Below are 25,595 nucleotides of genomic sequence, written 5' to 3'. Positions count from 1 at the left end.
AGTTTTAGGTGATGGGATGCCGATGCGGTACGACGAATACCGGCGCTTCGACGCGGTGGGGCTCGCCGAACTGGTCGCCCGCCGCGAGGTGTCGGCCCAGGAACTGCTCGACGTCGCGATCGAGCGCGCCGACGCGGTCAACGGGCGGCTCAACGCGATCGTGCGGCCCCTGCACGACCTCGCCCGCGAACGCGCCGCCGGCGAACTCGCCGGTCCCTTCGCCGGCGTCCCGTTCCTGATCAAGGACCTGCTCCAGGACTACGCCGGACAGCCCACCGGCAGCGGCTCGCGCGCCGCAAGGAGGCACGTCCCCGACCGGCACAGCGAGGCCGTACGGCGCTGGCTCGACGCGGGCCTCGTCGTCTTCGGCAAGACCAATACCCCCGAGTTCGGCCTCAAGTCGATCACCGAGCCCACCGTCGACGGCCCCGCCCGCAACCCGTGGAACTCCGACCACACGCCCGGCGGCTCCTCCGGCGGCTCGGGCGCCGCCGTGGCGGCCGGCATCGTGCCGGTGGCCGGCGGCAACGACGGCGGCGGCTCGATCCGCATCCCCGCCGCCTGCTGCCACCTCTTCGGCCTCAAGCCCGGCCGCGGACTCGTGCCCGCCGGGCCGGTCCACGCCGAGTACGACCAGGGCCTCGCCACCGACGGCGTGCTCTCCCGCACCGTCCGGGACACCGCCGCGATGCTCGACGTCCTCACCGCGGGACACGACCCCGGCGGCCCCTACCTGGCGGCCCGCCCGGAGACCTCGTACGCGGAACTCGCCCAGCGCCCGCCCGGCCGGCTGCGCATCGGCTTCACCACCGCCTCGCCCATCGGCACACCGGTTTCCGCGGAGGCCGTGGCCGCCGTCGAGGACATGGTCGCGCTCCTGACGAAACTCGGCCACGACGTCGAACCCGCCGAACCCGGGATCGACGGGCAGGCACTGGCGCTCGACTTCATGACCGCCTGGTACGCCGGCACCGCGGCCACCGTCGCCGAACTGCGCCGCACGACCGGCGCGCGGGACCAGGACTTCGAGACCGACACCCTGCTCCTCGCCGCGGTCGGCCGCTCCTTGCCCGCCACGAAGTACCACCAGGCCATCCACCGCCGCAACGAACACGCCCGCGCCCTCGCCGCCTTCCATCAGCAGTACGACCTGCTGCTCACGCCCACGCTCGCCGAACCGCCGGTCCGCATCGGCGCCCTCGAGACCCCCGCCGCAGTGAAGGCCGCGGGCCGGGCGATGATGCGGCTGGGGCTGGTCGGCGGTCTCGCCCGGACGAGCCTGTGGCAGCAGGTCGTCCTCACCAACCTCTCCACCGTCCCCTTCACCCAGCTCGCCAACATGACCGGCCGCCCCGCCATGTCCGTCCCCGGCTACCGCACCCCCCAGGGCCTGCCCCTGGGCGTCCAGTTCGTCGCCCCGCTCGGCGGCGAGGCCGACCTGCTGTCCCTGGCGACTCAGCTTGAAGCAGACCGCCCGTGGTCCCACGAGGAACCACCGCTGGAGGTGGACGCCTGATCGCTATCGTGCTGCTGTGACCGGCTCCGCGCAGCGCCCGCTGCTCTTCCTCGACGTCGACGGCCCCCTCATCCCCTTCGGCGCGCAGCCCGCCACGTACCGGACGTACGCACCGGACCCGGCGCTGACGGACCCGCGGGCCAATCCGCTCCTGGCCCGGCTCGACCCCGCCCACGGACCCCGGCTGGCGGCGCTGCCGTGCCAACTGGTCTGGGCCACGACATGGATGGCAGAGGCGAACGAGACCGTCGCCCCGCGCCTCGGGCTCCCCGCCCTGCCCATCGTGTCCTGGCCGGAGCCTTCGGACCAGGAAGCGGAGGAAGACAGGCGCACGGGTCTGCACTGGAAGACACGCGCCCTCGTCGCCCTTGCGGCGGGGCGCGCCTTCGTCTGGGTGGACGACGAGATCGCTGCCGCCGACCAGGACTGGGTCGCCGCCCACCACCCGGGACCTGCCCTGCTCCACCGCGTCGACCCCCGGCGTGGGCTGACCGAGGGCGACTATGTGGAGTTGGACGCCTGGCTGCGCGGGCGGTTGTGATGCCGTGGGCCGGACTGTGACTGAGCACCTGAGTTGGCACTTGAGCAGTTCAGTTGGCACCGTGAGCGCGTCATCCGGGAACTGGACTGAGCCGGGACACGGTAGTTGGAACCTGGTCATGAGAGTTGGAACCAGTGCGGCCGACGCCGACTAGGCTCACCACCATGTCCGAGCCAGCCCCTGACCCTCGCATGCAGTCCTTGATCAACCAGCTCCAGCCAGGGGCTGTGAGAACGGTGAAGGTCATCGGGTTTGACGGAGCGGATCTCCTGGTGGAGCTTGTGGCTGCCGACGGAGGGACCGAGGTCGGTCGGATTCCTCGCCAGGAGGCGTCCATGCGTCGGATGGAGCATCCATCCGAGCTGTTTGAGGTCGGCCAGGAGATCAACGCCGAAGAGATCGGGCGTTGGCGCGAAGGTCAGCTTCACCTCTCCGCCAGGGCGTGCGAGATTCCAGCCTTGAGGTCCTTTCTCCTCGCGTTTGATCGAGGGCAGGTCGTCGCTGGGACGGTCTCCGAGGTTCACAACTTCGGGGTCTTCGTTCACGTCGATGGCGAACCAGACGGCCTCTGCACCGGCTTCATCCGGGTGCCGGACCTGACGTGGGGCTGGATCAACCACCCCTCCGAGGCAGTCGAAGCCGGTCAGCGGATCACCGCTGAGGTGATCATTGCCGAAACGCGCTCCGGACAAGTCACTCTCTCGTTGAAGGCTCTGCAGGAAGATCCACTCATGCGCTTTGCGGATCAAGTCGGCCGGGTCCTCACCGGGCCGATCACCAAGATCGTTCCTTTTGGCGTGTTCGTGCAGCTTGCTCCCGACGTTGTGGGGTTCCTTCACCTCTCGGAGCTGACTGACGAGCCGGTTGAGACGCCGGATCAGCTCGTCGATGAAGGCGAGCTGATCACGGTGAAGGTCACCGAGGTCGACCTCCAGCGTCACCGGGTGCGGCTGGGCGCCGCTGGCGGAGTAGACAGAACCTAGCGAATGGGCATGCTGGTGCCCGATTCGATCTTCTCGATGAGGGCGTCGCCGTGCTGCATCGTGATTGGCAATTCGCCGAACGTTGCAAGAAGCGTGACCAGATGGTTCCAACAAGCGCGTCCCAGCAGGTCAGGACGGCCAGGTCACCTCGCCGCATCGGTTCCAACTATCGTGTCCCGGCTCATGGACACGCTTCGCGCGGGTGCGTTCCGGATCCCGCTGCACCGGCCCATGTTGTCGATCTCAGGCACGGCCGCGCAGCTCGCCATCCTGCCGGTGGCTGTCGGCCATGGTGTTGCGGCCGACGGTAGCCTGCCGCGGTTCGACCTCACTGAGTCTGAGTTGACGGAGCTCGGCTGTGGTCTCTATGGGGTGCTCGCACGTTTCGAGGGTTACCTCACTGCCATGGTGGGGTGGGACCCCGAGCCCTTCCTCGATCTCGACGACTTGGCCGCTGATTGGTCGGAGGAGCTTGCCGATGGCGCCCTGTCCGGCCTTGTCCTCGCCGATCACCTCCGCACCCGCCTCTCCCTGGGGCCAGCTTGGGTTCCCTTCCGACCGGGCTACTTGTGACTCCCTTACCCGTAGCGGCGATCCGGGGCCGTCGAGGCTCACTGCCGGAACGAGGCGAAACTGTCTGATCGCAGATGGGCTGAGTGCTTGAGCAGGCCAGCGGTGCCAACTCAAGCGCTCAATCACACGGACCGGGCGGCGGTCAATGCCGGGCGCCGTCCGCGCGGCCCATTCGGCCGACCATCACGCCCACCACGCTCGCCGCCGGGACCGGGCCCCAGATGCGGGAGTCGGTGCTGAGGGCCGGGTTGTCGCCCAGGACCACCAGGTGGCCTTCGGGTACGCGACCGGTGCCGGACGGTACGGGTGCGCCCGCACGGGCGGCGACGCGTTTGACGACCAGGTCGGTGCGGCCCGAGGTGGGGATGCGGTCGGAGCGCAGGACGACGACGCGCCGGTCCCGCAGCCGGCGCGCCGAGCGCCGCAGCACCAGGATCCGGTCGCCCGGCGTCAGCGTCGGCGTCATGCTCGCGCCGCGCACGGTGACGACGAGCAGCAGCCGGCGGGCCAGGAGCAGCAGGCCGGCGAGGGCGGCGAGCGGTGTCAGGACCGCCACGGCGAGATTCGGCATCGGGGGTCGGAACTCCTTCCGGACGTACGAGGTCACAGTCCCGGCGCGTTCACGGCCGCGGGCTCCGCGGGCGGAGCGTCGTCGTCGCCCGCCGAGTAGCCCGCGGCCTGCAGCCGCCACAGCCGCGCGTACGCGCCGTCCCGGTCGAGCAGTTCGGCGTGCGTGCCGCTCTCTGCCACGCGGCCCTCGCCGAGGACGACGATCCGGTCGGCGTCGCGCAGCGTGCTGAGCCGGTGCGAGATGACGAGCACGGTCGCGCCGGCCCGCAACTCCCGCAGACTGTCGTGGATTTCCTGCTCCGCGGCCGCGTCCAGACCCGAGCTGGGCTCGTCGAGGATCATCATGTCCGCGTCGCGCCGCATGAACGCCCGTGCCACGGCGACGCGTTGCCACTCGCCGCCGGACAGCAGCTCGCCCTCCGCGGCCCCCGCCGCCCCGCTAGCGGCGAAGATCCGGCTGAGCAGCGTGCGGTAGCCGTCGCCGAGCCGGGACAGCCGTCGGTGGATGCCGGCGGCCTCGGCGGCCTGCGTCACCAGGTCCTCCCGGTCGAGGCGGTCGACCCGCCCGAGGCCGATGTTCTCGCCGGCGGTCAGGTCGTACCGCCCGTAGTCCTGGAACACCGCCGCGACCCGTTCCCGCAGCGCGTCCGGCTCGAACTCCCGGATGTCGACACCGTTCCACAGGATCCGGCCGCGCGTCGGGTCGTACATCCGGCACAGCAGCTTGACCAGCGTGCTCTTGCCCGTGCCGTTGACGCCGACGAGCGCGGTGACCGAACCGGCCGTGAGCGTGAGGTCCACACCGCGCAGGATCCACGGCGAGTCCGCGGTGTACCGGAACCACACGTCCCGCAACTCGACGCGGTCGGCGAGCGACGGTACGGGACGGGGCGCAGCCGGCAGAGGCAGATCGACCGGCGCCTCCCGAAGCGTCCGGAAGGAGGTGAAGGTCAGCGCCGCCTGGTACGCGATCGAGGCCGTACTGGCCAGCTGCCCGACACCGCGCTGGATGCCGGCGGTGGCGGCGATGAAGACGGACACGTCGCCGATGGTCAGCGCGCCCTGCCGGGCGGCCCGCACGGCCCACACCAGCCCCGCGCCGAACACCGCGACCCCAAGCAGCAGATCGGGCGTGCGCTGCCGGAGATTGCGCAGCTCGGTGCCGCGTTCCGCGGTGACGACGGTCCGCAGCTCGGCGGCCGCCCGGTCGCTGAAGAAGCGCTGCAGACCGTACAGGCGGATCTCCTTCACCGTGTCCGTGTCGGTGAGCAGGCTCCCGTAGAACATCTCGCGGCGGCTGTTGTTCATCGTGTCGCGCAGCAGTTCCGCCCGCCGCCGCCCGGCGGTGAGCTGGGTGCGCAGGGCGGGCAGGGCAAGGAGCAGGGTGACGACGCCGAGGACCGGGTTGATGACGAACACGGTCACCAGGAAGCCGGCCAGCATCACGGCCGCCTGCACGCTGCTCACCAGCGAGCCCACGAGCAGGTCGGGCGCGCTGCCGGCCGCCTGCTGGGCGAGCCGCAGCCGGTCCTGGAACGCCGGGTCCTCGAAGTGCCGCAGCCCGGGCAGCCGGTTGACGCCGTCGAACAGCTCGTCCTGTACGCGCAGGCGCAGCGCCCGGGTGCACTGGCCGCGCAGGAACTCGGCGAGCGGCGTGGCGAGGGACGTCCCGAGCGTCGCGGCGACGAGTAGCACGGTGACGGTGACGAGGCCGTTGTCTCCGGGCTGGTTCAGGCCGTCCAGGAGACGGCTGACCAGCAGGGCCGCCGCGGTGGGCAGCAGGCCGCCCGCGACGCTCACGGCCACGTACGCCGTGATGCCGCCCGGCCCCGATCGCCAGGCCAGTGCGACGGCGGCCGTCGCGGACCGCAGGGCCTCGCGGTACCGGCGGGGCTCCTTGGTGCGTGATGCTCCGTACTGTTCTCCGAACACGGTGCGCGGGCCTCAGACGGCCTGCGGAGCGGCGTCCGCGAACAGCTCCGACGTCGCCAGTCGGTTGACGATCCGGCCGTCGGCGCCGACCTCGACGTAGCTGGGCCAGCGCACGATGCCGAAGGCCTCGGACGTCAGGCTGATCTCCGGCCGCAGGGTGGGGTCGTTCGCGTCGTCGGACTCGACGACGACCCGTGCGACGGGGGCGAGCAGCTCGACGAGGTCCTCGGCCACCTTGCCGGAGCCCTTGATGACGGCGACGACGCGGTCGCGGCCGCCGGGCAGCGAGGCGGCGATCCGGGCGAAGCCCGGGGCCTGCTCGCGGCAGGGGCGGCAGGTGGTGGAGAAGAAGCCCACGGCCGTGGCGTCGGTGAGGTCGGCGCCGGTGAGCACACCATCCTGACGGGTCGTCACCCGGAAGTCGGGGACGGCGGAGCCGTCCGCGAGCCGGTTCTCGGGGATCTCGACCCCGGCCTCGCCCTGGGCGCCGTGCCCGGCGTGTCCGCCGTGGTCGCCGGAGGCGACGCGGCGGGCGAGGGCGAGGAGCAGGAACAGGTTCAGGACGCCGATGACGGCGTTGAGACAGGTGACGACGGCGGTGACGGCGGACAAGTGGGCCTCACTTCGGTGCGGTTCACGGGGGAGGGGCGACGGGGGAGGGGGTTGGCTCGGCTGCTCACGCCGGGCGCGAGAGCAGGCTGACCAGCGTGTCGGTGGAGATCACGAGCGCGCTGATCACGACGGCCGCCAGTGCGGCGGCGAACGCGGCCGGGAACGCCGGGGGCAGCGCGCCGCCGGACGCTGTGAAGGCCGCGACGGCCCCGAGCGCGGCGATCGCCACGAGCACCCCGTTGCGTACGAGATGGGCGGGACCCACCCGCGTACGCGAGCTGCCGAAGCACGCGCAGGACGTGTCCGAGCCGCGGCGGATCAGGACGATGAGCACGCCCGTGAATGCGATGAGCAGCAGCCCCGCGGCGACGAACGCCGCCGCCCCCAGCGCCCCGGGCAGCCAGACGAGGGCGACCAGCGCCACTTCGGCACCGATGACGGCTCCGGTCACGGCGGCGGTGAGCCGTTCGGGCAAGAAGCCGAGGTCGCGCACGGTCTCCCGGAACTCGCCGGGCGCACGGAGTTTGCCGAGCGCGGAGGCGGCCAGGGTGACGGCGATGGCGCAACGGGCGCCGAAGAGCAGGTAGTCCATGTCCTTCTCCTAGGTCGGAGCGCCGGGGCGCGGGGGCGCCGGAGCGACCGGCGGACGGGGTCCCGTCGGCGGCAGGGACCGCCGCCGGGACCCCGCAGGGTGCGACGGAACGTCAGCAGGCGCCGATGATGACGTAGGTGGTGCAGGTCGGCGCGACCGCGCAGTTCCAGGAGCAGCAGGTGCGGGTGTACAGGTTGCCGCCGGAGCACCAGCTCGAGGTGCCGGCCGGGCACGCACACGCGGCGGCGGCCTCGTTCTGCGGCAGGACTCGGGCGAGCGCGCGGCCGGCGAGGTTGGAAAGGGCCTTGACCATGAGATTCCTCCGGATGAAAGGAGTGAGGACGACGGTGAGGCGGGAGCTCCCTTGATCGTTCGCGGCTCAACGTAATGACGCGCTTCGCGAAACGTCTAGACCAACTTCTGTGCAGGAAAGGGTGGTTGCCGTCCGCTCGGCGGAAGCCTGCGCAGGTGGAGGAAGGTGCGCGGCGGACGGGCGGCGTTCCGGTTCATGATTGGTCTAGTCCACATGCTGAAACGACACCGTGAATTTAGTAGCCATGTACATAGTAGCCATGTACATTATTTTCCTGTGAGTTCAGCAACTGAGCGCGCCACGGCGGGATTTCTGGTCTGGCGGCTGTCGATGAAGTGGCGGGTAGCCGTCGACCGTGCGGTCGCGCCGCTCGGGATGACCCATGCGCAGTACGCCCTGATGGCCTCGCTGTACGGCATGGGGCGGTCCGGGCTGCGGCCCAGTCAGCGGGAGCTGGCCGACCGTACGGGGCTCGAGCCGTTGTACGTGTCCAAGCTGGCCCGCGCCCTGGAGTCCGCCGGGCTCGTCGCCCGGACCCGTGACCCGAGCGACCCGCGCGCGATGCAGCTCTCGCTCACCGAGCAGGGGCGCGATGTCACGCGCCGCGCCATCCAGGTGGTCCAGGGTCTGCTGGACCAGTTGCTGGAGCCCCTGGGGGGACAGGACAGCCCGCGGACGCGGCAGTTCACCCGTGAACTGGCGATCCTGCTCGACGCGCCTCTCGATCCGTACACCGCGAACGACAAGGAGCAGTCATGACCACCACGAACACCACGGACACCGTGAACGCCAACGTACCTGCGGCCCTCAACAGCCGGGTGATAGGCGTGGCGCACTACGCGGTACGCGCCTGCCTGGAGGGCGTGCTCGGCCGCCACGGCGCCACGTTCCAACAGAGCGTGACCCTCCGGGTCGTCGTGGTCGCGGGCGGGTCCCTCGACCGGGACGCGCTCGTCCGCGACGTCATCGGCTCGCTCAAGGTCGACGAGTCGGAGGTGCGCGGCGTGATCGGCGAACTGACCGCCGCCGGGCTGCTGGAGGAGGATCCGACGGAGCCGTCCCGCCTGCGGCCCACCGACGCCGGACGGGAGCTGTACGAGATCACGACCGCGGAGAGCGCCGAGCTCTCCGCCCGGCTGTACGCCGGCATCCCGGCGGAGGACCTCGCCGTGGCGGGCCGCGTACTGGGCCTGATCAGGGACCGCGCGAACGCGGAGCTGGCCGCGGCCTGAGCGGACTCCGGCCGGGCGACCGCCCGGCGCGGGCCGGGTCTCCGACAGTTGGGCGACAAAGGCGAGGAGAGTGTCGCCCCGGAGGCCGCCGCCTGCCTCGTCGCCGCGATACCGAGGCACTGGTGCTGCTCCGCGGAAGTTCGTGGAGGGGTGTTGGAGTGCTGGTCTGGACACGTCGGATGTGTCAGGCGAATGAGAAGTGTGCGGCGGCTTCAGCGGGCGTGGTCGCTTGGCGGCGTCCGGGGACATCGTGGACGGTGGTTGCGCCTTCGGAGCGGAGCTGGTCGGCGCTGGCGCCCCGGGTCATGATGGCGGCGTAGGTGCGGATGTCCTCGGCGGTGAGGTCCGTGCGGCCTCGCTCGGTGAACTGCTGGAGGAGGTCGGTGACGTCCGGGTTGAATCGCAGCATGGTCACCGGGGCGTTGAAGCGCCTGGCGATGGCGATGAGTCGTGCGCGTGCCTGCGGCGTGACGTTCGTTGACTCGGCGACGGCGCTGTGTCCGGTGGCGAGCCTGGCGACGATCCTGCGGTCCCGTTCCTCGAAGATCCGTGCGTCCGCCGCCGCGTCGGATTCTGCTTGTGCGGGTGAGGTGCCGAAAAGCTCCGCGCGGATCTCGTCGCTGGAGACCACGGCTTCCTCGTCGATCTGCCGGCGTGCGATCAGTGCCCGAACGAAGCTGGTCTTGCCCGAGGCTGGTGGGCCGACGAGGACGACGAGTCCTGTCGGCACCCGGATGGCCGGCGCGAGAGTGTCGAGGTAGAAGCCGCCTGCGCAGTCGAGGGCTTCCTCCGGGGAGCCGGCCGGCAGTCCGCTGGGCAGGATGTTGTCCCGGTAACTGTCGTTGCTGGCCAGATAGAGGGCGAAGCTCCAGGTGTGCAATGCGCCGGCGAAGCGAAGTCGGCACAGCGGCAGGCTCTTCTCGCCGGGCAACTCGGCTGCCACGTAGGCGAATCCTGTGCGGAAGCAGACCGTGATGGCGTCCACGTGGGGCCAGCACTCGCGGGCGTAGCGGTTCAGACGCTGGCGCAAGTGATGCTGCATCGATTCCGGGGGGTTCTTCGGCACGGGCCCATCCTGCCGGGTGCGGCGGCCGCCCGCCCTGATCGTTGGCCGTGGACGGTGGACGGTGGACGGCGGCTGAGGGCAGCGGTGGCGGTGGCGATGAGACATGCCCGCTGACGGATGCCCGACCAGATGTTGCCTCTCCTCGCTTATCGGATCGCAGGGTCGTCGGTCTGCGTAGGTACAGCGCACGGACGCAGGACCATGAGCGAGTCTTCCAGGGCTGCCACCATGGCAAAGGGAAACCGGTCGAGCTCAAGGCAGAGTGGAACGTCGTCAGGATGCGCTCCCTGACGCACGCCTTCAGCAAGCTCGGCAGCGGCGCGCGACTCGGCGGCTCGGTGGAGGAACGCAGAAGCATCCGCCTCGGCGTCGGTCGACCTGCAAGCGATGTATTCAGCGCACGCCAAGTCTTCATCGGCCTGTCCGTCTTCGCCGGTGATCACGAACGTGACGCTGTCACTCTTGTGTGCCTTCAACAGCCGAACGGTTGCCTCCGCCACTACGAAGCTGGCGCACAGCACGAGCGGTGCATCCTTGACCGCAAGGGCGCCGACCGTCCCTGCGGTGGTCTTCTGCACAACGGTCCGTCCGCGAAGGTCAGCATCCCGCAGCAGGCCCGGCGAGTTGACCATGTCGAACCCAGCCGAGGGCGGACCGTCTTTGAGTGCCACCCAATCCGGGTGGCGGGTCTTCAGCGCCAGGGCGTCGTCCAGCGATTCGGAGAGAACGATCTTTTCCGCCCCCTGGGCAAAGGCCCAGGCAGCTACGGTGAAAGCACGCATGACGTCGACCACGACCGCCACGGGCGGGGCCTCGACCAGCTCAGCGATTCCGACGAAACGAGCATCCATTCCGATCATGCCGGCGAAGTCTACTCAGGCCGCTTGCGTCCCGTTGCGTTCGACCAGTCTGCCGTGGAACAGGTAAACCCGCGCGCAGGTCGGCTTGTTGAGGACTGTCAAGAGGCCCGGCAAAGCAGATGCTGCAGGCCGTGCGGGCTCGCTTCCCCGGCCCACTCCGCGATCGTCCAGCAGTTCTTGCGCGGCAGGTCCGACAGCAACCCCAGCACCAACCGCACGGCCCGGCGCCGAGGTTCGACCCGGGCGAACCATCCCGCGATACGGCCCATGGCCACCTCGAACGCCTCGCGCCGACGAGCGGGATCTATACGGTGATCTGCGGCCACCGTCTCATCGTTACTCCACACACGTCACGATGATCAACAGTGGCCTACCCGCACCCGAACCAGGCCCAATCAGTAGGCCCGAGCACGCGAATTAGCAAGCCCGAGCCCGCACCTCGTGTTCCGCTCGGGCGAACGTCACGGCTGTGCACCCTGACGGTGCATGGGTGGCCGATCGAGTATCTCGATGTACATGATCCGGCCGTCCGCGACGTCCAGGATCAGCATGCCTTTCGAGGGCAAGAGAGGCACGCACCGATGGCCCGCGCCATACGGCTGCCCCTTCGGATGATCTGCCGTCCGGATGCTCTGGCAAAAGTCATCGCCGCAGCTGCACTCGTCAACCAGACGCAGATCCCACGCGCAGAGCGCCAGCTCACGTTCTCCTTCATCCTCCAGGAGGGCAGTCAGCTCGGCGATGAGATCTGGGAAGACGTCGCGAACGAGGGGGTGGTCTTGCTCCATGGGCGGAGGGTAGCTGGGACGGCTGACTGACCGCGACGACGGGAGTACTCAGCCATAGCCAGCAAGATCAGGATCTACAGCTGGAGTACCAACCTCTGTGGGCAATGCAACTAGCCTCGTGCAGGACCGCCTGAACTCTCGCTTCGGCGCCGGCCTCGGGTTCGCCCGCGCATGCCGTCCATCGGCTGTTGCCGCACCGCAGGACCTACGCGCGGCCGGCGGGCACCTTGTCCCGCCCACCGACCGAGTCAGCCCGTCGGCCGGCCGGAAACATCGGGCACCCGCCCGGCTCCGGGCCGCCTCGCCCAGTCCTCCCCGCCCCGGGCCGGTTGGCGTGGACACGCAGGGGGGCGTCATGATGGGGCCATGACGAATGGAGTGGACAGCGGGACGGTGAACGGGCCAGCGGTGTGTCCCCAGTGCGGAGCGGCAGACACCGTGGCGGTCGCCAACGCGACCGAGACAAGCGGGTGCATGCACTTCGCCGAGGGAACCGTGATCGCGTTCGTGGCCGGGGCTGCGGGCAAGTACTACGCCGACGAGCGGGGCTGGCCCTGGCTCACGGCGGTCGGGGCCGTCGTCGCGGTGCTCCTCTTCGTCGGCACGATCGCCATCGTCCGAAGCGAGAACCGGGACGCGCGGAAGGCGCGGGCCGCCGTGGACCGTGCCGCCGAGGCCGGCACCGCCGCCACCCACTACTGCGCCGCGTGCGGGGAGGCGTCCTCCCCCGGAATGCCGGAAACGCGTGATCATTTCACGGCCAAGACCGACTTTCCCGACGGGCCCTAGCCGTAGGCCAGCAGCGCTGACGCGGAGATCTGCACCGGATGGGGTCCTTCGTTGTTGACCACCACGTAGGTCGAGTGGGGGAGGCCGTTGAGGAGGTCGCTCATCATCGCCTCGGACAACTTGGCCCCCTCGGCGAAGTCCAGCACCCCGGTCGTGGCGTACGCGCGTGAGCTGTAGACGAAGACGGCGTGACGCCCCTCGCGGAGCAGGACCCGCAGTCCCTCGTGGCTGATGTCGTCGACCACCCCTCGGCGACAAGGAAGTCGGCCGGCTTGGCCAGGCTCCACGTCGAGAACGGCACGTCAGGCTCGATCGGCCAGGTCGCCTGAACCGTCGGACTGAGAGCCGCGGACTCCCACTGCCGCCAGCCGTCGGGCCTCGGCGATGACCTCGGCGTCGATGTCGGCCGCCGTCCCGTTGCCGTACTCGACGACGTCGTACTCGTCGTCGAGCTCGGCGACCCGCTCGGTCAGGGCCGGGCCGTGCCCGTAGCGCGCGTGGACGCGCCGCGCGAACTCCCGAGGCGTCGACTCACCGGCCAGCATCCGGCGTGCCAACGCCCGCGCGGCGGCCTCCGGGGCGGAGTCCTCGTCCCCGAACGGATAGTGGACGAGCCCGAGTTCGTCGAGTGCCGGCGGCAGCAGATCGTGCACGTCGTAATCCGCCTCTGCACGGGTGCAGGCGGCCAGGACCCGCAGCCCCGGGCTGTCGAGTCCGGCCACCAGCGCGTCGCAGGCCGCGTCGACGACGTCGGCGGCGCGGCACTCGCCCACGCTCCACAGCACGGCGAGGTCCTGGAGACGAAGGGCTGCCGACTCGACCGGATTCATCCATGCATGATCGCGGCGCGACCGGCCGCCGGTCGAGCGAATTCTCGTTCCGCCGGTCGGAGTGGACTACCGCAGCGGGGCGCTGATCTCGATGGCGCGCAGGGCCGCCGCGAGGGCGGGTTCGTCGGCGAAGTCGAGCGCGGTGTCGGTGAGCTTGATGACGTGCTCGTCGCCGTGGGCCAGGGCGCGTTCAGCCACCTCCTCCGGGGTGATCGTGCCGGGCGGGACGTACGGGACCGGCTCGTCGGGTGCGTACATCGCCGTGACGGCTGCGGACGCCGTCCAGGCGGCCTGCAGGCTCGGCGCCCACAGCTCGTGGGGGAGCGCGGGCAGGGTACGCAGCACGGCGTTCGGCGCGGTCGCCGCGTGGACCAGCATCGTCTCCTCGCCGTGGCCATGAGTGGCGTACCGGTGCGTAGCCGCGCGGACGAGCTCGGCGAGGCGCGCCCGTACGGTCTCGGGGTCGGTGACCGCGTCCGCCCACACCGGCAGTTCGGCGACGCGGCCGAGCCGGGTCGGGAAGCCGCCGTCCCGCTCGGCGATGGGCACGACCGCGTCGAGGGCGACGGCCGCGGGGGCGGTGCCGACCCCGTACGGCAGGGCCGAGCGGTGTACGGAGACGGGGTGGTGGCGGGCGGCCCAGTAGCCGAGGCTGTGCGCGAGCTCGGTCAGGCGCGCCTCGGTGTGCTCGCCGGCGAGCAGGGTGCGTACGGCGTGGCCGACGCGGATCACGGGGTGCGTGGACCCGCCGTACATGCCGGGCAGCAGCCGCGGCCACCACTCGGCGAGCACGTCGCGCCAGGGGCGTACGGCGAGTGCGCGGGTGAAGTGGTCGATCCAGTCGGCCGCGCGCCGCGGGTCCCCGAGCGCGCCGCGCCGGTCGGCGGCGTTGATCGGCTCGACGCGGGACGGGAAGTCCTCAAGCTTGCCTGCGTACAGGTCGAGCCACCGGTGCACGCCGGGAGCCTGGCCCCGGGCGGCCAGGGCCTCCACGGCCATCGGCGCGTGATTCGTCAGCCGGCCGAGCCGCTCGGGGCCGAAGCCGTGCAGCCGTTGGAGCGCCTCGTCGAGCGTGCCTGTCGCGTAGGCGGTGATGCGTGGGGCGATGGTCTTGCCGTCACTCGTGTCCATGGGGCGACGGTAGGCGGGGCGGGGCCGGTGCCGTAACGGACCGGAGACGTAGGACGGGCGGGACCGGGGCCTAGGGCCGGAGCCTATGATCGATGATCGCGGCGGGGACGACGGAGGTCAGAGGGGGTGTCGCGCTGTGAACGAGGGCGAAGGTCAGGGCGAGGGCCGGGGCGAGGAAGAGTTCCAACCGCTGAGCGAGGTGGTCTGGCAGCGTGATCTGCCGCTGCGCTATGCACTGATCAGCGAGGAGTGGGACGGGGAGCAGACGGTGTGGGCGCGGTGCGTCGACGTCGAGGGGCTGTTCCAGGACCGTGCCGATTACCGGGAACGTCTGACCCTGAAGGACTGCGCGCCGACCGGTCGACTGCGGAAGGCGGCGGAGCGGTGCGCGGAGGGCCGGCCGGTTCCGTTCGGCGACCTCAACCTGATGGTGAACGACCTCGACGCCGAGGACGAGTACGAGTACGACTACGCGTACTGCGAGTTCGAGGACGTCGTGATCGTCGACAGCAGGCCGAGCACGGAGGCCAGCGCAGACCCCGCAGACCCCGCACTCCTCGACCTCGTCGTCGAGTGCATCGTGACCGGCGCACCGAGGCCGTCCCACAAGGAGCCCGCCCGCGCGGACGTCGGCCTGCTGAACGGCACCAGCGGCCTCCCGCTGGGGCGTTGCGGACGGGTGGAGGGTCTGTACCGGGACCGTCCGGGCCCGGACCGTCCGCCCGTACGGCTCATCGGCTGCGAACCCTCGCCGCACCTGCTGCGTCGCCTGGTCCAGGCGCGCCACGGGGGCGACAGCCTGCAACTCTGGCTGATCGACCGGACGGGCCGGCCGACCGCGGTCCAGGAGCACATCAACGTGGACGTCGACGAATGCCGCCCCTCGGCCATGGGCGGAGCACTGATCGATGTGACACTCAAGCGCGGGTTGTTCCGCCGCGTGCTGCCTCCGCTCGAGGCCCGGCCGGTGTGGGAGGCCTGGCACGAGGGCCGGCCCCGGGAACGCAGCACGTGGGCGCGCTTCCCCACGGCGGGGCGCGCGGCGTGGCTGGGGTTCGCGGAGACGTGCCTCGGTCCCGAGGAGCCCGGCGCGGTCTGCGAGATGGACGGGCGGTACATCACCGACGTCCCGGGCCTGCACTGCGCGCTCGGCGAGGCGATCGGCGGACCGGGGCGCACCTGGCACCAGTGCTGGAGCGCGCTGCGCGGCTGCCAGTGCGGGGGCGAGATCCACTGCCCGCCCTTCACCCTCGTCTGGCACGACGCGGACGTGGCCCGCCGCGCCCTGGCCGACGTGAGCGAGGACACGGACGGCGAACTGAACTACTTCGACGCGGTCGTGGGCTTCCTGGAGCGGCTGGGCATCACGGTGGAGCTGCGCTAAGGGCCGTACAGTGTCACGATGACGACTCGCATGATCATTCTCAACGGCGGTTCCAGCTCCGGGAAGTCCGGCATCGTGCGCTGCCTCCAGGCAGAACTGCCCGGGCAGTGGCTGGCGTTCGGCTGCGACGCGTTCGTCGACGCCCTCCCCGCCCGCATGCAGACGTCGGACGACGGCATCGTCTTCGCGGCGGACGGCGGGGTGAGCGTCGGCGCGGAGTTCCGGGAGCTGGAGGCGGCCTGGACGGAGGGCATCGTGGCGATGGCCCGGGCAGGCGCGAAGATCGTCATCGACGACGTCTTCCTCGGCGGCGCGGCCTCCCAGCAGCGCTGGCTGAAGGCCCTCGGCGACCTGCCCGTCCTGTGGGTGGGCGTCAGGTGCGACAGCGAGGTCGCCGCCGGCCGCGAGCTCGCGCGCGGCGACCGCACCCCGGGCATGGCCGCGACACAGGCGGACCTGGTCCACGAGGGCGTGTCCTACGACCTGGAGGTGGACACGACGCACGTCGAGTCCCTCGACTGCGCCCGCACCATCGCCGCCCGGGTCGCCTGAGTACGCACTGAGGACGGCCCCGGGCGTCTCGACCACCCCCAGCAGCGAAGCGTCTGTTGGCATGTGTCGTGAGCCCGGGGGAAAATGGGTCTGTCCGATCGCGTGGGGAGCACGCCATGACCGACCCTGAGGACAAGAGCGGTCGCCGAGACGTCGAAGGGCCCCAGGACCCACTCGTCGAAAGACTCCGCCCCGAGCCTTCGAGGCCGCCCGAAGCGGGGTTGACGGTGCACGGGTTCCTGGGCGACAGCGATCGACCTGGCCGCCGAAGGCTCTATCTCACGACGAAGCTCGACTACTTCGTCGAGTTCTCCGTCGACGACGTCCTGGACAGTGCACGGATTCCTGCCGAGAAGGCGCCGTTCCCCGGCACGGAGGCCACGCAGGTCACGTTGCGGAAGGGCGCCGAGATCTCGTACACACAGAGCGCGTCGGTACGTCCGCCGGACGAGTTCGATCTGGACCTCCGGCGTCGGCGCCCCCCGCGAAGCCGTCCCTCGCCGCGTTACCGGGCGGACGACGACGGCCTGCGCACGTGGAAGTGCCAGCATGACCAATGGACGAACACCGACTACATGTTCGAGTGTCATTCGCAGCAGTTCTGGACCTGCACCTGTTACGACACCCTGGGTTCCTGTGTCGACACCTGCGAGGCGACGACGTGCGGAGGGTGCCTTCCGACCGAGGACTACGACAGGACCCTGAGCTGCATCGAGACGGCCTGCAGTCCGCGCTGTTGAGGCCGCCTGGCGCCGGTCACACCATCCTGATCAGCCTCTGGGAGGCCAGATGCCGGAGTCCAGCACACGCCATCGGGGGCATCCCACGTCCTGGCCCAGCAGCCTCGACGCACCTCGGCGGAGCGCGGCCCTGTTCGTCGCGCGCGATGTCGCCATACGCGCCGCCGACCGGAATCTCATCGCTCAGTCGCTGCCGCGGGCCCGCAGGCAGACGCGCTATCCGGAGTCGGTTCGCTGGAGCCCGTGGGGGCTCTCGGGGGGCAGCGCCGGCATCGCGCTGATGTGCTCCTATCTCGATCAGTGCCTCCCGGGGGAGGGTTGGGACGCGATCGGCCACGGATTCCTCGCCGAGGGGGCGGATGCCCTGGGCCACGGAGGGCCGACGCACCCCGGACTCTTCGACGGGCTCAGCGGTTTCGCCTTCGCGGTCGACTCGCTGAGCCGGAACGGCGTCCGCTATCAGCGCATGCTCGGGGCCGTGGACGAGATGCTCGTCCCACAGGCGGCAGCTGCAGCGGCGAGGCTGGACGTGGATGTGGACGTGGACGTGGACGTGGACGTGGGCGTGGGCGTGGACGGCATGCCGACGAGCGCGTTCGACACGATCTACGGGGCGAGCGGCGTGGCCGCCTACTTGCTGAGGCGCGATGCGTTCGGGTCGCTTCCGCCGATTCTGACCGGCCTGGTCCGCCGCTCCGAGCCGGACGCCCACGGCGCACCTCGATGGGCCACCCCGCCGGAGCTGCTGGCCACCGAGCCTCTGCGCCGCGCATACCCGTCAGGACAGATCAACTGCGGTCTGGCACACGGCATACCCGGGCCACTGGCGGTGCTGTCCCTCGCCCTGAGCGCCGGCCACGAGGTTCCCGGTCAGGTCGAGGCGGTGCGTGCTCTCGCCCGATGGCTGCTGGCACAGCGGGTCGACGACGCGTGGGGAGGGAGCTGGCCCGACGCCATTCCGCTCACATCGGACGGCCGGGCCGCGTCCCTGCGAACCTCCGTCGCGACGCGAGGCGCATGGTGCTACGGAAACCCCGGGGTCGCTCGTTCCCTGTGGCTCGCCGGAGAGGCTCTGGACGACGACGAACTGCGCCGCTCGGCGGTCGAAGGCGTGATGAGCGTGCTGCGACGCCCCGTCGAACGGCGATATCTCAGCTCTCCCACCTACTGCCACGGCGTGGCAGGGCTGCTCAACGTCGTCCTGCGGTTCGCCCGGGACACCGCCTCACGCCCTCTCGACGACGCCGTCACCGCACTCGTCGATCAGCTTCTCGTCGCCTACGACCCGGAACTACCCTTCGGATACGCCTCCTTGGAGGCCGGGGAAGCCCCTGTGGACCGCGCCGGGCTGCTGAGCGGCGCCGCCGGTGTCGCCATGGTCCTCATGGCTGCCGCTGCCGGCGTCGAGCCGGCTTGGGACCGGATGTTCCTTCTGTCATGACCGGAACCCCTCGCACGCATGGGCGCGGCCGGGACCAGCGGCCCGCGCGGTACGAGCCGCTCGGATGGGCACTGCTGCGGGCCCCGCTCCTCCCGGCCGACGCGCGCCCCTCTGCTCGCTCGGCCCTCTCGGACTCCTCCTCGTTCCCGCCCGATCCGCTGCTCGACCTCGCCATTCGGGTGGCGAGTCCGGATCTGGCCGCCGCGTGGGAACGGACCGGTCCGCTGGACCGCCCCGCACCACGGCTGGCGCACAAGCTCAGGCGTTACGCGATCAGGATGTCCACCAGGCCGACGCCCTTTGGCCTGTTCGCCGGGGTCGGCCTGGCACGATGGGCGCCGGCCACCGACGTCGCGATCACCCCGGCCGAGTCACGCACGCATTCACGGGCCGACATGGGATGGGTGCATGACGTGGCCGAGGCGCTCCGCAGCGACCCGGACATCGGTCCGCGCCTGCGCCTCAGGGCCGCGCCGGGCATCCTCGTGCGCAGCGGACGGGCCTTCCTTCCGGATGGCGGCCCTGGTGCGGGGACCTCCGTTCGCGCCACCTCTGCCGTGCGGAGTGTGCTCACCATGGCGCGCCGGGCCACTGCGCGGGCCGACCTGCGGGAGGCGGTAGGGGGCATCCCCGGTGCGACACCCGACAGGGCCGATCGGCTGGTCGACGGGCTGACGGAACAGGGCTTCCTGATCCCGGAGTCGTCCCCGGCGCCGACCGGAGGCGATCCGGTGACGCGGTTGCGCACCACTTTGGAGGCCGCCGGATCCCGCCGAGCGCTGGCCGTCGCCGATGAGCTGGCGCGACTGCTGGAGGAGTTCGCGCGATGGGACGAGCTGCCTCTCGACCGGAAGGGGAAGCACCTGCCGTCCCTGCTAGACCGGATGGGGGAGATGGCGGAGATACTCCCCGACGCAAAGGGCACCGACCGGGCCGACGGTACGGATCGCGGCAACGGTACGGGGAGCGGCAGCGGCCCCGCCCCGGGCAGCGCGAAACGCCTGCAGACCGACACGGCTCTCTCCCTCACGGCCACGGGAGTGCACGCGTCGGTGGGGACCGAGGCAGCAGCGGCCGCCGACCTGCTCCTGCGCCTGAGCCGCCCCTCCGACGGGGCGCTGCGGATGGAGGAGTACGGCAGGGCCTTCGAAGGCCGTTACGGGACGCACGGTCAGGTACCCCTGCTGGAACTCCTCGACCCCTCCGTGGGCCTGGGCCCGCCCTCCGGCCACGGTGCGAGCACGGGAGGCGCGAACGGCCAGGACTCACGCGAACACGTGCTGCTCAACCTCGCGCTGGAGGCGAACCGGGAGCGCCGCACCGCTGTCGAGCTCGATGACGAGCTCCTCGCCCGGCTGGCTCCGTCCGACACCGACACCGAGCCCGATCGCCTCCCGCCCTCTTTGGACCTGTCGTTCCTCCTGGCGGCCGGCTCCGCGGAGGCCATCGACAGAGGGGAGTTCCAGCTCGTGGTCGGTCCGACTCTCGGTGCCTCGGCCGCGGGCCGGACGCTGGGACGCTTCGCGGGGCTCCTGGGACCGCCCGCGCATGCGGCTCTGGAGGAGCTCGCGCGGATCGAGCAGACGTTCGAGCCCGGCAGGCTTCTCGCCGAAGTGATCTACGCACCCGACCCGCCCCGCTCCGCGAACGTGGCGCTGACGCCACCGATCCGCCGACATGAGATCGTGGTCGACACGTGGCCCGGCGTACCTGACGACGCTGCGATACCGCTGAGCGAACTCGTCGTCGGCCGGCGGGCCGGGCGCTTCGTGGTCAGCTGGCCTTCGGGCGGAGCAGAGGTCGTCGCGGTCCAGGGACACATGCTCAACACCGCCAGGGCGCCCGCCGCCGTCCGCTTCCTGCTCGAGGTCGCCCAGGAGGGCCGCTGCCGCTTCGCCCCGTTCTCCTGGGGGCCGGCGGCGGGCCTCACCTACCTGCCCCGGGTGCAGCGGGGCCGCACCGTCGTGGCTCTCGCGCAATGGCGGCTCGACCCGGCCGAGGTCATCGGGCCCGACCGGGACGACGCGTTCGCGGCGGCACTGACGCGGTGGCGGGTCGTATGGGAGGTGCCCCGCCACGTCTACCTGGCAGTCGCCGACAACCGCCTGCTGCTCGACCTCGACGACGCACAGGACGTCGAACTCCTCCACGAGGAGCTGCGCGCGGGCGGGGCCGCCCGGACCGTACTGCTCCAAGAAGCCCTGCCGGGACCGGAACACGCCTGGCTGCCGGGGCCGGACGGCGGCCACATGTGCGAGTTGGTGGCACCGCTCGTGCGGCGGGCCGGTGAGCCGGCCGCAAGCCGGCCGTCTCCCGTCGTCCACGTCGTCGAGCCCGAAGCGAGGCTGCGCCCGCCGGGCAGCGACTGGCTGTATCTGAAGCTCTACTGCGACCCCCAGCAGGAGGAGGACCTGATCGCCGGCCCGCTGTCCGACTTCGGGCGGTACGCCGTCGAGTCGGGGCGCTGCGCCGGCTGGTTCTTCGTGCGCTATGCGGACCCGGAGAGCCACGTGCGGCTCCGCTTCCACGGCGACCCGGCACTGCTCACGGGGCCTCTGATGGAACAGGCCTGTGCCTGGGCCGGCGGGCTGCGGGTCGACGGTCTGTGCCGGCGCTTCTCGTTCGAGACATACGACCGTGAAGTCGAGCGGTACGGAGGAGAAGGCGGGATGACGGCCGCCGAGGCGCTCTTCATGGCCGACAGCCCCAGCGTCGCCGGCATGCTGCGGGCGCACGCCGAGGGCAGCCTCGGCATGGACCTCCTGGAGCTGGCGGTGATCAGCATCGACGACCTGCTCGCGCACCTGGGTCTGTCCGCGGAGGAACGGGCGGGCTTCTCCTACGGGGGGCCGTCGGTCTCACGGCTCGGAGGCACCGAGTACCGCATGCGGAAAGACGCGCTCCGCCAGGCACTGGGAGGTCCGCGCCCCGTCGGCGACGGCGCCGAAGTGTCCCGGCTCCTTACCGCCCGGGGTTCGGCACTCGTGCCGGCAGTCGACCTCATCACCGCACTGCGCCTCGACGGGGGGCTGTGCAGGACCGCCGAGGAACTGTGTCAGAGCTACGTGCACCTCCACGCGAACCGCCTTCTCGGAACCGATGCGCCGAGCGAGGCGCTGGCCCTGGAGCTGCTGCGACGCACCCGAGCCGGCCTCGCCCGAGCGCCCCTGGCTTCAGCGTGACGCGCCACCCTTCCGGCGGCGGTGCCGGCGGGCTCGTCGCGGTGCGGTGAGCGTCGATGTTGGTGACACTGGTGTCATGACGCACAAGGCATTTCTGGAGGGCGGGCCGGACGACCTGCACGAGCGGATCGCCCCGATCGAGACCCCCGGTGAGGACCTGAAGATTCCGCACCGCGGCGGATACGAGCACTTCAGGGAGACCCCGCGCCGGCAGGACACCGAGGAAGGAACCCTTCGGGTGTACGAGTGGTGGGAACGCACGGAGATCGCCGAGTAGCAGCCCCAGCCCCAGCCCCAGCGCCGGCCCCGGCCCGTCGCCGCTCAGCCGGCGGCGACCTTGAGCAGCAACTTTCCGGTGCTCGCTCGGGAGCTCATCAGCCGGTGTGCCTCCGCCGCGTCGGCGAGGGCGAACTCGGCGGTGACGGGGAGCGTGACCGTGCCGTCGGCGACCTTCGCGAAGGCCCGCTCGGCGAGTGCGCGCAGGGCGTCGGGTGCGGTGCGGGCGAGGGTCAGGACGGAGAAGGCGCCGACCGCGTTGCCGGTCGGGGCGAGGTCCGGCTGACCCACCCGCCACGGCTCGGCCGCGCCGGCGTTCCCGTACGAGACGAGGCGGCCGAAGACGGCGAGCGCGGCGAGCGACCCCTTGAGGCTCTCGCCGCCGACGGGGTCCAGGGCCAGGTCGACGCCACGGCCGCCGGTCGTTTCGCGGACCGCCTTTTCGAGCCCGGCGGCGTCCTCCTTGAAGTCGCCGACGAGGACGTCGTCGTAGCCGTACGAGCGGGCGTACGCGGCCTTCGCGGGCGACGACACGGTCCCGTACACCGCCGCGGCGCCCGCCGCCTTCGCCAACTGGCCGACGGCCGTGCCGATTCCGCCCGCGGCGGCGTGGACCAGGACGGTCTCGCCGGCCTGCAGCCGGCCGACCGTGTGCACGAGGGCGTACGCCGTGGGCAGCACGGTCGGGAGGGTGGCGGCGGTCCGCATGCCGACGCCCGGCGGCAGCGGGAACACCGTCACCGCCTCCGCCACGGCCACCTCGGCGTAGGCGCCGCCGCCGCCGGTCAGGGCGGTCACCTCCTGGCCGACGGCGAGCCCGGTGACGCCCGGGCCGAGCGCCCGCACCCGCCCGGAGACCTCCAGACCGGGGCGGTACGGGAGCGCTTCGACGCGGTATCCGTCGGCGCGCGCCAGCACGTCGGCGAAGTTCACCCCGGCGTACGCCACGTCGATGCTCACCTGGCCCGGGCCGGGCTCGGGGGCCTCGGTCTCCACCGCCTTCAGGACCTCGGGACCGCCGTGCTCCACCAGTTCGATCGCGCGCATGCCAGACCTCCGGCTCGACTGTTCAATGAAAAGCGAACACTCTCGACTGTATGATCTGCATCGAACACTCGGCAAGCCCCGACGCCTGAACAGGAGGACCCGTGGCCGCCGCAGCAGCCAGTCATCGAGCCGCCCCCGAGCACACCCACCCCGACGACGTCCCGGTCCTCACGGCCCTGGCCGCACTCGCCGACCCCGTACGCCTCACCCTCGTCCGCGAGTTGGCCGGCTCCGAGGACTGGTCCCGCGCCTGCGGCAGCTTCGACGTCCCGGTCGGCAAGGCGGCCCTCAGCCACCACTTCGCCGTCCTCCGCGCGGCCGGCCTGGTCGAACAACGCGACCAGGGCCCCAAACGCGTCAACCGCCTCCGCCGCAACGAGTTCGACACCCGCTTCCCGGGCCTGCTGGACCTGGTCCTGCGCGGGGACGCCAGGGACTAGCACTCCAGTGCGGTTTCGTGATCTTGTCGGTTCCGTGGTCTACCGTGCCTGGTCATGGGCTACGACGTGCACATCACGCGGCGTGAGAACTGGTGGGACGAGCAGGGACCGGGCATCAGCAGTCAGGAGTGGGAGGCGGTGGTCGCTGCCGATCCCGACCTGGTGATGTTTCCGATGCCCGAAGGCGGCTGGCTTGTGGAACCGCGATGGATTGCCGAACTTGTCACGAGCCCGGAGGCCGCAGAGATCGGAGGAGCTCTGGACTGGCGGGCCGGGAGGATCACGGCCAAGTGGCCGTGCGACGTGTTGCTCGCGAAGATGTGCCAGGTGGCGAAGACGCTGGGTGCGCGGGTCCAGGGCGACGACGGCGAGTACTACGACGCCTGACGCGTGCGGCCACCGCGAGATGATCAAGGGTTGTGTGGACTCTTGAAGAGAGTGCGATGGCAGCGCGATCATCGAGGCGCGCAGGTGGAGGCAGCGAGGTAGCTGTCCGGGGTCTTGTCGTACCCGGGCGGCGCATCGTCGTCGAGCTCGTCCTCTGTAGCGTCGATCCGGCCCGCCTTCGCGAGGATGTTCTTCGTGATCTGCTTGTAGCTTCGGCTGGCGTGGTTGGAGGCCGAGGCCTCGAACTTCGAGCTGTCGACGGCGAGCACCGCCATCTCGACCAGGCCGGCCTCGGCGCAGAGGTCGAGCACCTGGCCGAAGAGGTCAGCGAGGGCCGATAGGTGCCGTAGAAAACGAGGTGGAGCTGCTCGATCGCCTTGATCACGAACCAGGCGAGGTGGTCCTCGGGCAGCCAGTGAGCATTTTCAGCGTTGCCGCTCCAGTGTGAGGACGGCCGCGGCGATTGACGTCATTCGATTCGGGCTGCACCGGGACCTGCGGAAGATGCGCCAGGACTTCAGTCGTGCGACGCCGCGCTCGACCGGTGCCCGCGCCGCGGACAACGCACGGTTGACGGTTTGCTGGGTCGGTGTGAGCTCGCGGCCCGGTGGGCGTCTGAGGGGTGTCGTCACCCACGATCCGGCTCCCATGTAAGCCCGATCAGCGAGGACTGGGACACCTTGGCGCTCGCAGATCCGGATGATCCGGTGGCCGCGCGCCGCCGTCAGGTCGTGGGCCCGGCCGGGCAGCGCGGGCGAGATCCACAGCAGCCGCCCGGCTGGATCGGTCACCACCTGCACGTTAACTCCGTGCCGGCGGTGCTTGTGGGAGTAGTCGGCGCGGCTGTCACCGACCCGGTCGCACTCGGCGAGCGTGCCGTCGAGCAGGACGTAGTCGGGGTCGGCTTCGCGCAGGGCACGCAACAGGCCGGGCGCGCGGGTGGCGAGCAGGTGGATGACCGAGGCGGTGTAGGCATGGGCGGTGCAGACAGATATGCCGAAGCCGGCCGCGATCTGCGCGAGGGTGTCGTGCCGGCGCAGGTACACCAGCCCGACCAGCGCACGCTGGTGCGGCGGGAGCTTGCAGCGGCGGTCACCCTCGCGAGTGACGATGAGCATCGTGACCCACTCGATCAGGGCGTGAGGCAGGTCGAGTGCGGCAGAATACGGAACCAACGCGGCTCCTGTGCCTGTGGGATGAGACTTCGAACACCTCCCCCAACAGCACGGGAGCCTCGTGCGTTGCGGCTACCAATCCCGTCACCTGATCAGTGGCCACGCTGAAAATGCTCAGTCGCTCAGTCAGGGGGCTGCAGGGCCGCAGCAGCGGTTGGTCTCGATCGCATGTAAGGAAGCTCTGTGGCATGCCCCGATGGCCCAAAACGGCCTGGACGGAAGGGGTTTGTGCGACAGCCTCCTTGAGAATCAGGTGCCAGAGTTGTCGACGAACCCCACGATGTCGAGGTATTCGATTTTGGGCGGGACGCCATAAATTCCCGTCACCTTGCCGACGAGCTCCTCCGTGAAGAAGGCACGGGCTTTCTCCTCGTCATCCCACACGTAGAAGTTCCTTGCCTGAACGCCGTCTTCGTCAAGCATGAAGCTCTTAAGGCGAAGGCCCGCCATGCCTTCGAACGGTCCTCGGAGTTCGCCGGCAATCTTTGCAAGAGTTGAACGATCGAACTTGTCGGTCTGCGTGAAAGTCACGAGTACGCCGATCATCGGGCCTCCTGTCGATTGGGTGAGCAATGGTCGATCGAGTGATGATAGAGGCGAATCCTAGTACACGCGGCCGGAAATTCTGGTTGTTGGGCGGCGA

At 70.6% G+C, this 25,595-nt stretch carries 30 protein-coding genes and 1 pseudogene; 15 read left to right on the top strand and 16 right to left on the bottom strand.

The window, feature by feature from the left end; all coding sequences use genetic code 11:
- Positions 1–22: 22 nt before the first annotated feature.
- The 4 genes from ACGFMM_RS32380 to ACGFMM_RS32365 all read left to right on the top strand — a co-directional run bounded on the left by ACGFMM_RS32380 (position 23) and on the right by ACGFMM_RS32365 (position 3,613).
- A complete protein-coding gene (locus ACGFMM_RS32380) occupies positions 23–1,516 on the top strand; it encodes an amidase (protein ID WP_393650050.1) in 1,494 nt (497 codons plus the stop codon).
- A gap of 16 nt (positions 1,517–1,532) precedes the next feature.
- Positions 1,533–2,057, top strand: a complete 525-nt coding sequence (locus ACGFMM_RS32375) for an HAD domain-containing protein (RefSeq protein ID WP_393650049.1) — start codon at positions 1,533–1,535, stop codon at positions 2,055–2,057.
- A 191-nt stretch (positions 2,058–2,248) separates the two neighbouring features.
- Positions 2,249–3,040, top strand: coding sequence for a S1 RNA-binding domain-containing protein (locus ACGFMM_RS32370; RefSeq protein WP_393650105.1), 792 nt, complete (start codon positions 2,249–2,251; stop codon positions 3,038–3,040).
- A 183-nt stretch (positions 3,041–3,223) separates the two neighbouring features.
- On the top strand, positions 3,224–3,613 hold the full coding sequence (locus ACGFMM_RS32365) for a hypothetical protein (protein ID WP_393650048.1): 390 nt from the start codon (positions 3,224–3,226) through the stop codon (positions 3,611–3,613).
- Positions 3,614–3,755: 142 nt separating this feature from the next.
- Here the strand turns inward: ACGFMM_RS32365 and ACGFMM_RS32360 are convergent, their stop codons facing one another.
- The 5 genes from ACGFMM_RS32360 to ACGFMM_RS32340 all read right to left on the bottom strand — a co-directional run bounded on the left by ACGFMM_RS32360 (position 3,756) and on the right by ACGFMM_RS32340 (position 7,632).
- On the bottom strand, positions 3,756–4,184 hold the full coding sequence (locus ACGFMM_RS32360; RefSeq protein ID WP_393650047.1) for a S26 family signal peptidase: 429 nt from the start codon (positions 4,182–4,184) through the stop codon (positions 3,756–3,758).
- Between the two features lie 32 nt (positions 4,185–4,216).
- The gene (locus tag ACGFMM_RS32355) at positions 4,217–6,115 is read right to left on the bottom strand and encodes an ABC transporter ATP-binding protein (protein WP_393650046.1); all 1,899 of its coding nucleotides are present in this window, start codon (positions 6,113–6,115) and stop codon (positions 4,217–4,219) included.
- Positions 6,116–6,127: 12 nt separating this feature from the next.
- Positions 6,128–6,727, bottom strand: coding sequence for a TlpA family protein disulfide reductase (locus ACGFMM_RS32350; RefSeq protein ID WP_393650045.1), 600 nt, complete (start codon positions 6,725–6,727; stop codon positions 6,128–6,130).
- A 64-nt stretch (positions 6,728–6,791) separates the two neighbouring features.
- On the bottom strand, positions 6,792–7,319 hold the full coding sequence (locus ACGFMM_RS32345) for a MauE/DoxX family redox-associated membrane protein (RefSeq protein ID WP_393650044.1): 528 nt from the start codon (positions 7,317–7,319) through the stop codon (positions 6,792–6,794).
- Positions 7,320–7,431: 112 nt separating this feature from the next.
- Positions 7,432–7,632, bottom strand: coding sequence for a hypothetical protein (locus tag ACGFMM_RS32340; RefSeq protein WP_393650043.1), 201 nt, complete (start codon positions 7,630–7,632; stop codon positions 7,432–7,434).
- Positions 7,633–7,908: 276 nt separating this feature from the next.
- Between ACGFMM_RS32340 and ACGFMM_RS32335 the strand changes: the two genes are divergently transcribed.
- Positions 7,909–8,391 (top strand): MarR family winged helix-turn-helix transcriptional regulator, encoded by a 483-nt coding sequence (locus tag ACGFMM_RS32335; RefSeq protein WP_393650042.1) that lies wholly within the window; start codon positions 7,909–7,911, stop codon positions 8,389–8,391.
- Complete coding sequence (locus tag ACGFMM_RS32330) at positions 8,388–8,864, top strand: MarR family transcriptional regulator (protein WP_393650041.1); 477 nt, start codon at positions 8,388–8,390, stop codon at positions 8,862–8,864. The genes ACGFMM_RS32335 and ACGFMM_RS32330 overlap by 4 nt, the downstream gene beginning before the upstream one ends.
- A 184-nt stretch (positions 8,865–9,048) precedes the next feature.
- Here the strand turns inward: ACGFMM_RS32330 and ACGFMM_RS32325 are convergent, their stop codons facing one another.
- The 4 genes and pseudogenes from ACGFMM_RS32325 to ACGFMM_RS32310 form a co-directional block, all read right to left on the bottom strand.
- Positions 9,049–9,930 carry an AAA family ATPase gene (locus ACGFMM_RS32325; protein WP_393650040.1) on the bottom strand — a complete coding sequence of 294 codons (882 nt, stop codon included), beginning with the start codon at positions 9,928–9,930 and terminating at the stop codon, positions 9,049–9,051.
- Between the two features lie 146 nt (positions 9,931–10,076).
- Positions 10,077–10,781 (bottom strand): 2-phosphosulfolactate phosphatase, encoded by a 705-nt coding sequence (locus tag ACGFMM_RS32320; RefSeq protein ID WP_393650104.1) that lies wholly within the window; start codon positions 10,779–10,781, stop codon positions 10,077–10,079.
- Between the two features lie 113 nt (positions 10,782–10,894).
- Positions 10,895–11,059: pseudogene (locus ACGFMM_RS32315) on the bottom strand (IS701 family transposase); the annotation flags it as partial.
- Positions 11,060–11,251: 192 nt separating this feature from the next.
- Positions 11,252–11,578 (bottom strand): hypothetical protein, encoded by a 327-nt coding sequence (locus ACGFMM_RS32310; protein ID WP_393650039.1) that lies wholly within the window; start codon positions 11,576–11,578, stop codon positions 11,252–11,254.
- A gap of 474 nt (positions 11,579–12,052) precedes the next feature.
- Between ACGFMM_RS32310 and ACGFMM_RS32305 the strand changes: the two genes are divergently transcribed.
- Entirely contained in the window at positions 12,053–12,367 is a 315-nt protein-coding gene (locus ACGFMM_RS32305) for a hypothetical protein (RefSeq protein ID WP_393650038.1), read from the top strand.
- Here ACGFMM_RS32305 and ACGFMM_RS32300 read toward each other — a convergent pair.
- The 3 genes from ACGFMM_RS32300 to ACGFMM_RS32290 all read right to left on the bottom strand — a co-directional run bounded on the left by ACGFMM_RS32300 (position 12,364) and on the right by ACGFMM_RS32290 (position 14,328).
- The gene (locus tag ACGFMM_RS32300; RefSeq protein ID WP_393650109.1) at positions 12,364–12,612 is read right to left on the bottom strand and encodes a hypothetical protein; all 249 of its coding nucleotides are present in this window, start codon (positions 12,610–12,612) and stop codon (positions 12,364–12,366) included. The genes ACGFMM_RS32305 and ACGFMM_RS32300 overlap by 4 nt on opposite strands.
- Positions 12,613–12,669: 57 nt before the next feature.
- Positions 12,670–13,197: a hypothetical protein gene (locus tag ACGFMM_RS32295; protein ID WP_393650037.1), complete on the bottom strand. Its 528-nt coding sequence runs from the start codon at positions 13,195–13,197 to the stop codon at positions 12,670–12,672.
- 66 nt (positions 13,198–13,263) lie between these two features.
- Positions 13,264–14,328, bottom strand: coding sequence for a hypothetical protein (locus ACGFMM_RS32290; RefSeq protein ID WP_393650036.1), 1,065 nt, complete (start codon positions 14,326–14,328; stop codon positions 13,264–13,266).
- Between the two features lie 136 nt (positions 14,329–14,464).
- Between ACGFMM_RS32290 and ACGFMM_RS32285 the strand changes: the two genes are divergently transcribed.
- The 6 genes from ACGFMM_RS32285 (at position 14,465) to ACGFMM_RS32260 (ending at position 21,904) form a co-directional block, all read left to right on the top strand.
- Entirely contained in the window at positions 14,465–15,712 is a 1,248-nt protein-coding gene (locus tag ACGFMM_RS32285; RefSeq protein WP_393650035.1) for a hypothetical protein, read from the top strand.
- An 18-nt stretch (positions 15,713–15,730) separates the two neighbouring features.
- A complete protein-coding gene (cpt, locus tag ACGFMM_RS32280; protein ID WP_393650034.1) occupies positions 15,731–16,264 on the top strand; it encodes a chloramphenicol phosphotransferase CPT in 534 nt (177 codons plus the stop codon).
- A gap of 116 nt (positions 16,265–16,380) precedes the next feature.
- On the top strand, positions 16,381–17,004 hold the full coding sequence (locus ACGFMM_RS32275; protein ID WP_393650033.1) for a hypothetical protein: 624 nt from the start codon (positions 16,381–16,383) through the stop codon (positions 17,002–17,004).
- A gap of 49 nt (positions 17,005–17,053) precedes the next feature.
- A complete protein-coding gene (locus tag ACGFMM_RS32270; protein WP_393650032.1) occupies positions 17,054–18,445 on the top strand; it encodes a lanthionine synthetase C family protein in 1,392 nt (463 codons plus the stop codon).
- Positions 18,442–21,627 carry a lantibiotic dehydratase gene (locus ACGFMM_RS32265; protein WP_393650031.1) on the top strand — a complete coding sequence of 1,062 codons (3,186 nt, stop codon included), beginning with the start codon at positions 18,442–18,444 and terminating at the stop codon, positions 21,625–21,627. The genes ACGFMM_RS32270 and ACGFMM_RS32265 overlap by 4 nt, the downstream gene beginning before the upstream one ends.
- A gap of 76 nt (positions 21,628–21,703) precedes the next feature.
- Entirely contained in the window at positions 21,704–21,904 is a 201-nt protein-coding gene (locus ACGFMM_RS32260) for a DUF5988 family protein (protein ID WP_393650030.1), read from the top strand.
- A gap of 44 nt (positions 21,905–21,948) precedes the next feature.
- Here ACGFMM_RS32260 and ACGFMM_RS32255 read toward each other — a convergent pair whose 3' ends face one another.
- Positions 21,949–22,950 (bottom strand): zinc-binding alcohol dehydrogenase family protein, encoded by a 1,002-nt coding sequence (locus ACGFMM_RS32255; protein WP_393650029.1) that lies wholly within the window; start codon positions 22,948–22,950, stop codon positions 21,949–21,951.
- Between the two features lie 101 nt (positions 22,951–23,051).
- Here ACGFMM_RS32255 and ACGFMM_RS32250 point away from each other — a divergent pair, with 101 nt between their 5' ends.
- Together ACGFMM_RS32250 and ACGFMM_RS32245 are read left to right on the top strand one after the other, a co-directional pair.
- Positions 23,052–23,390 (top strand): ArsR/SmtB family transcription factor, encoded by a 339-nt coding sequence (locus tag ACGFMM_RS32250; protein WP_393650028.1) that lies wholly within the window; start codon positions 23,052–23,054, stop codon positions 23,388–23,390.
- 54 nt (positions 23,391–23,444) lie between these two features.
- Positions 23,445–23,777: a hypothetical protein gene (locus ACGFMM_RS32245; protein WP_393650027.1), complete on the top strand. Its 333-nt coding sequence runs from the start codon at positions 23,445–23,447 to the stop codon at positions 23,775–23,777.
- Positions 23,778–23,845: 68 nt separating this feature from the next.
- Here the strand turns inward: ACGFMM_RS32245 and ACGFMM_RS32240 are convergent, their stop codons facing one another.
- From ACGFMM_RS32240 to ACGFMM_RS32230, 3 genes are all read right to left on the bottom strand, one after another.
- Positions 23,846–24,088, bottom strand: coding sequence for a hypothetical protein (locus ACGFMM_RS32240; protein ID WP_393650026.1), 243 nt, complete (start codon positions 24,086–24,088; stop codon positions 23,846–23,848).
- 114 nt (positions 24,089–24,202) lie between these two features.
- Positions 24,203–24,952, bottom strand: a complete 750-nt coding sequence (locus tag ACGFMM_RS32235; protein WP_393650025.1) for a transposase family protein — start codon at positions 24,950–24,952, stop codon at positions 24,203–24,205.
- Between the two features lie 249 nt (positions 24,953–25,201).
- A complete protein-coding gene (locus ACGFMM_RS32230) occupies positions 25,202–25,498 on the bottom strand; it encodes a hypothetical protein (RefSeq protein WP_393650024.1) in 297 nt (98 codons plus the stop codon).
- Positions 25,499–25,595 lie beyond the last annotated feature (97 nt).

Origin of the sequence: Streptomyces sp. NPDC048604, from assembly GCF_043199435.1 — a bacterium.
In the GTDB taxonomy this organism is placed as follows: domain Bacteria; phylum Actinomycetota; class Actinomycetes; order Streptomycetales; family Streptomycetaceae; genus Streptomyces.
Note: the sequence above shows the minus strand (reverse complement) of the source record. Positions and strands in the feature narration are given on the sequence as shown.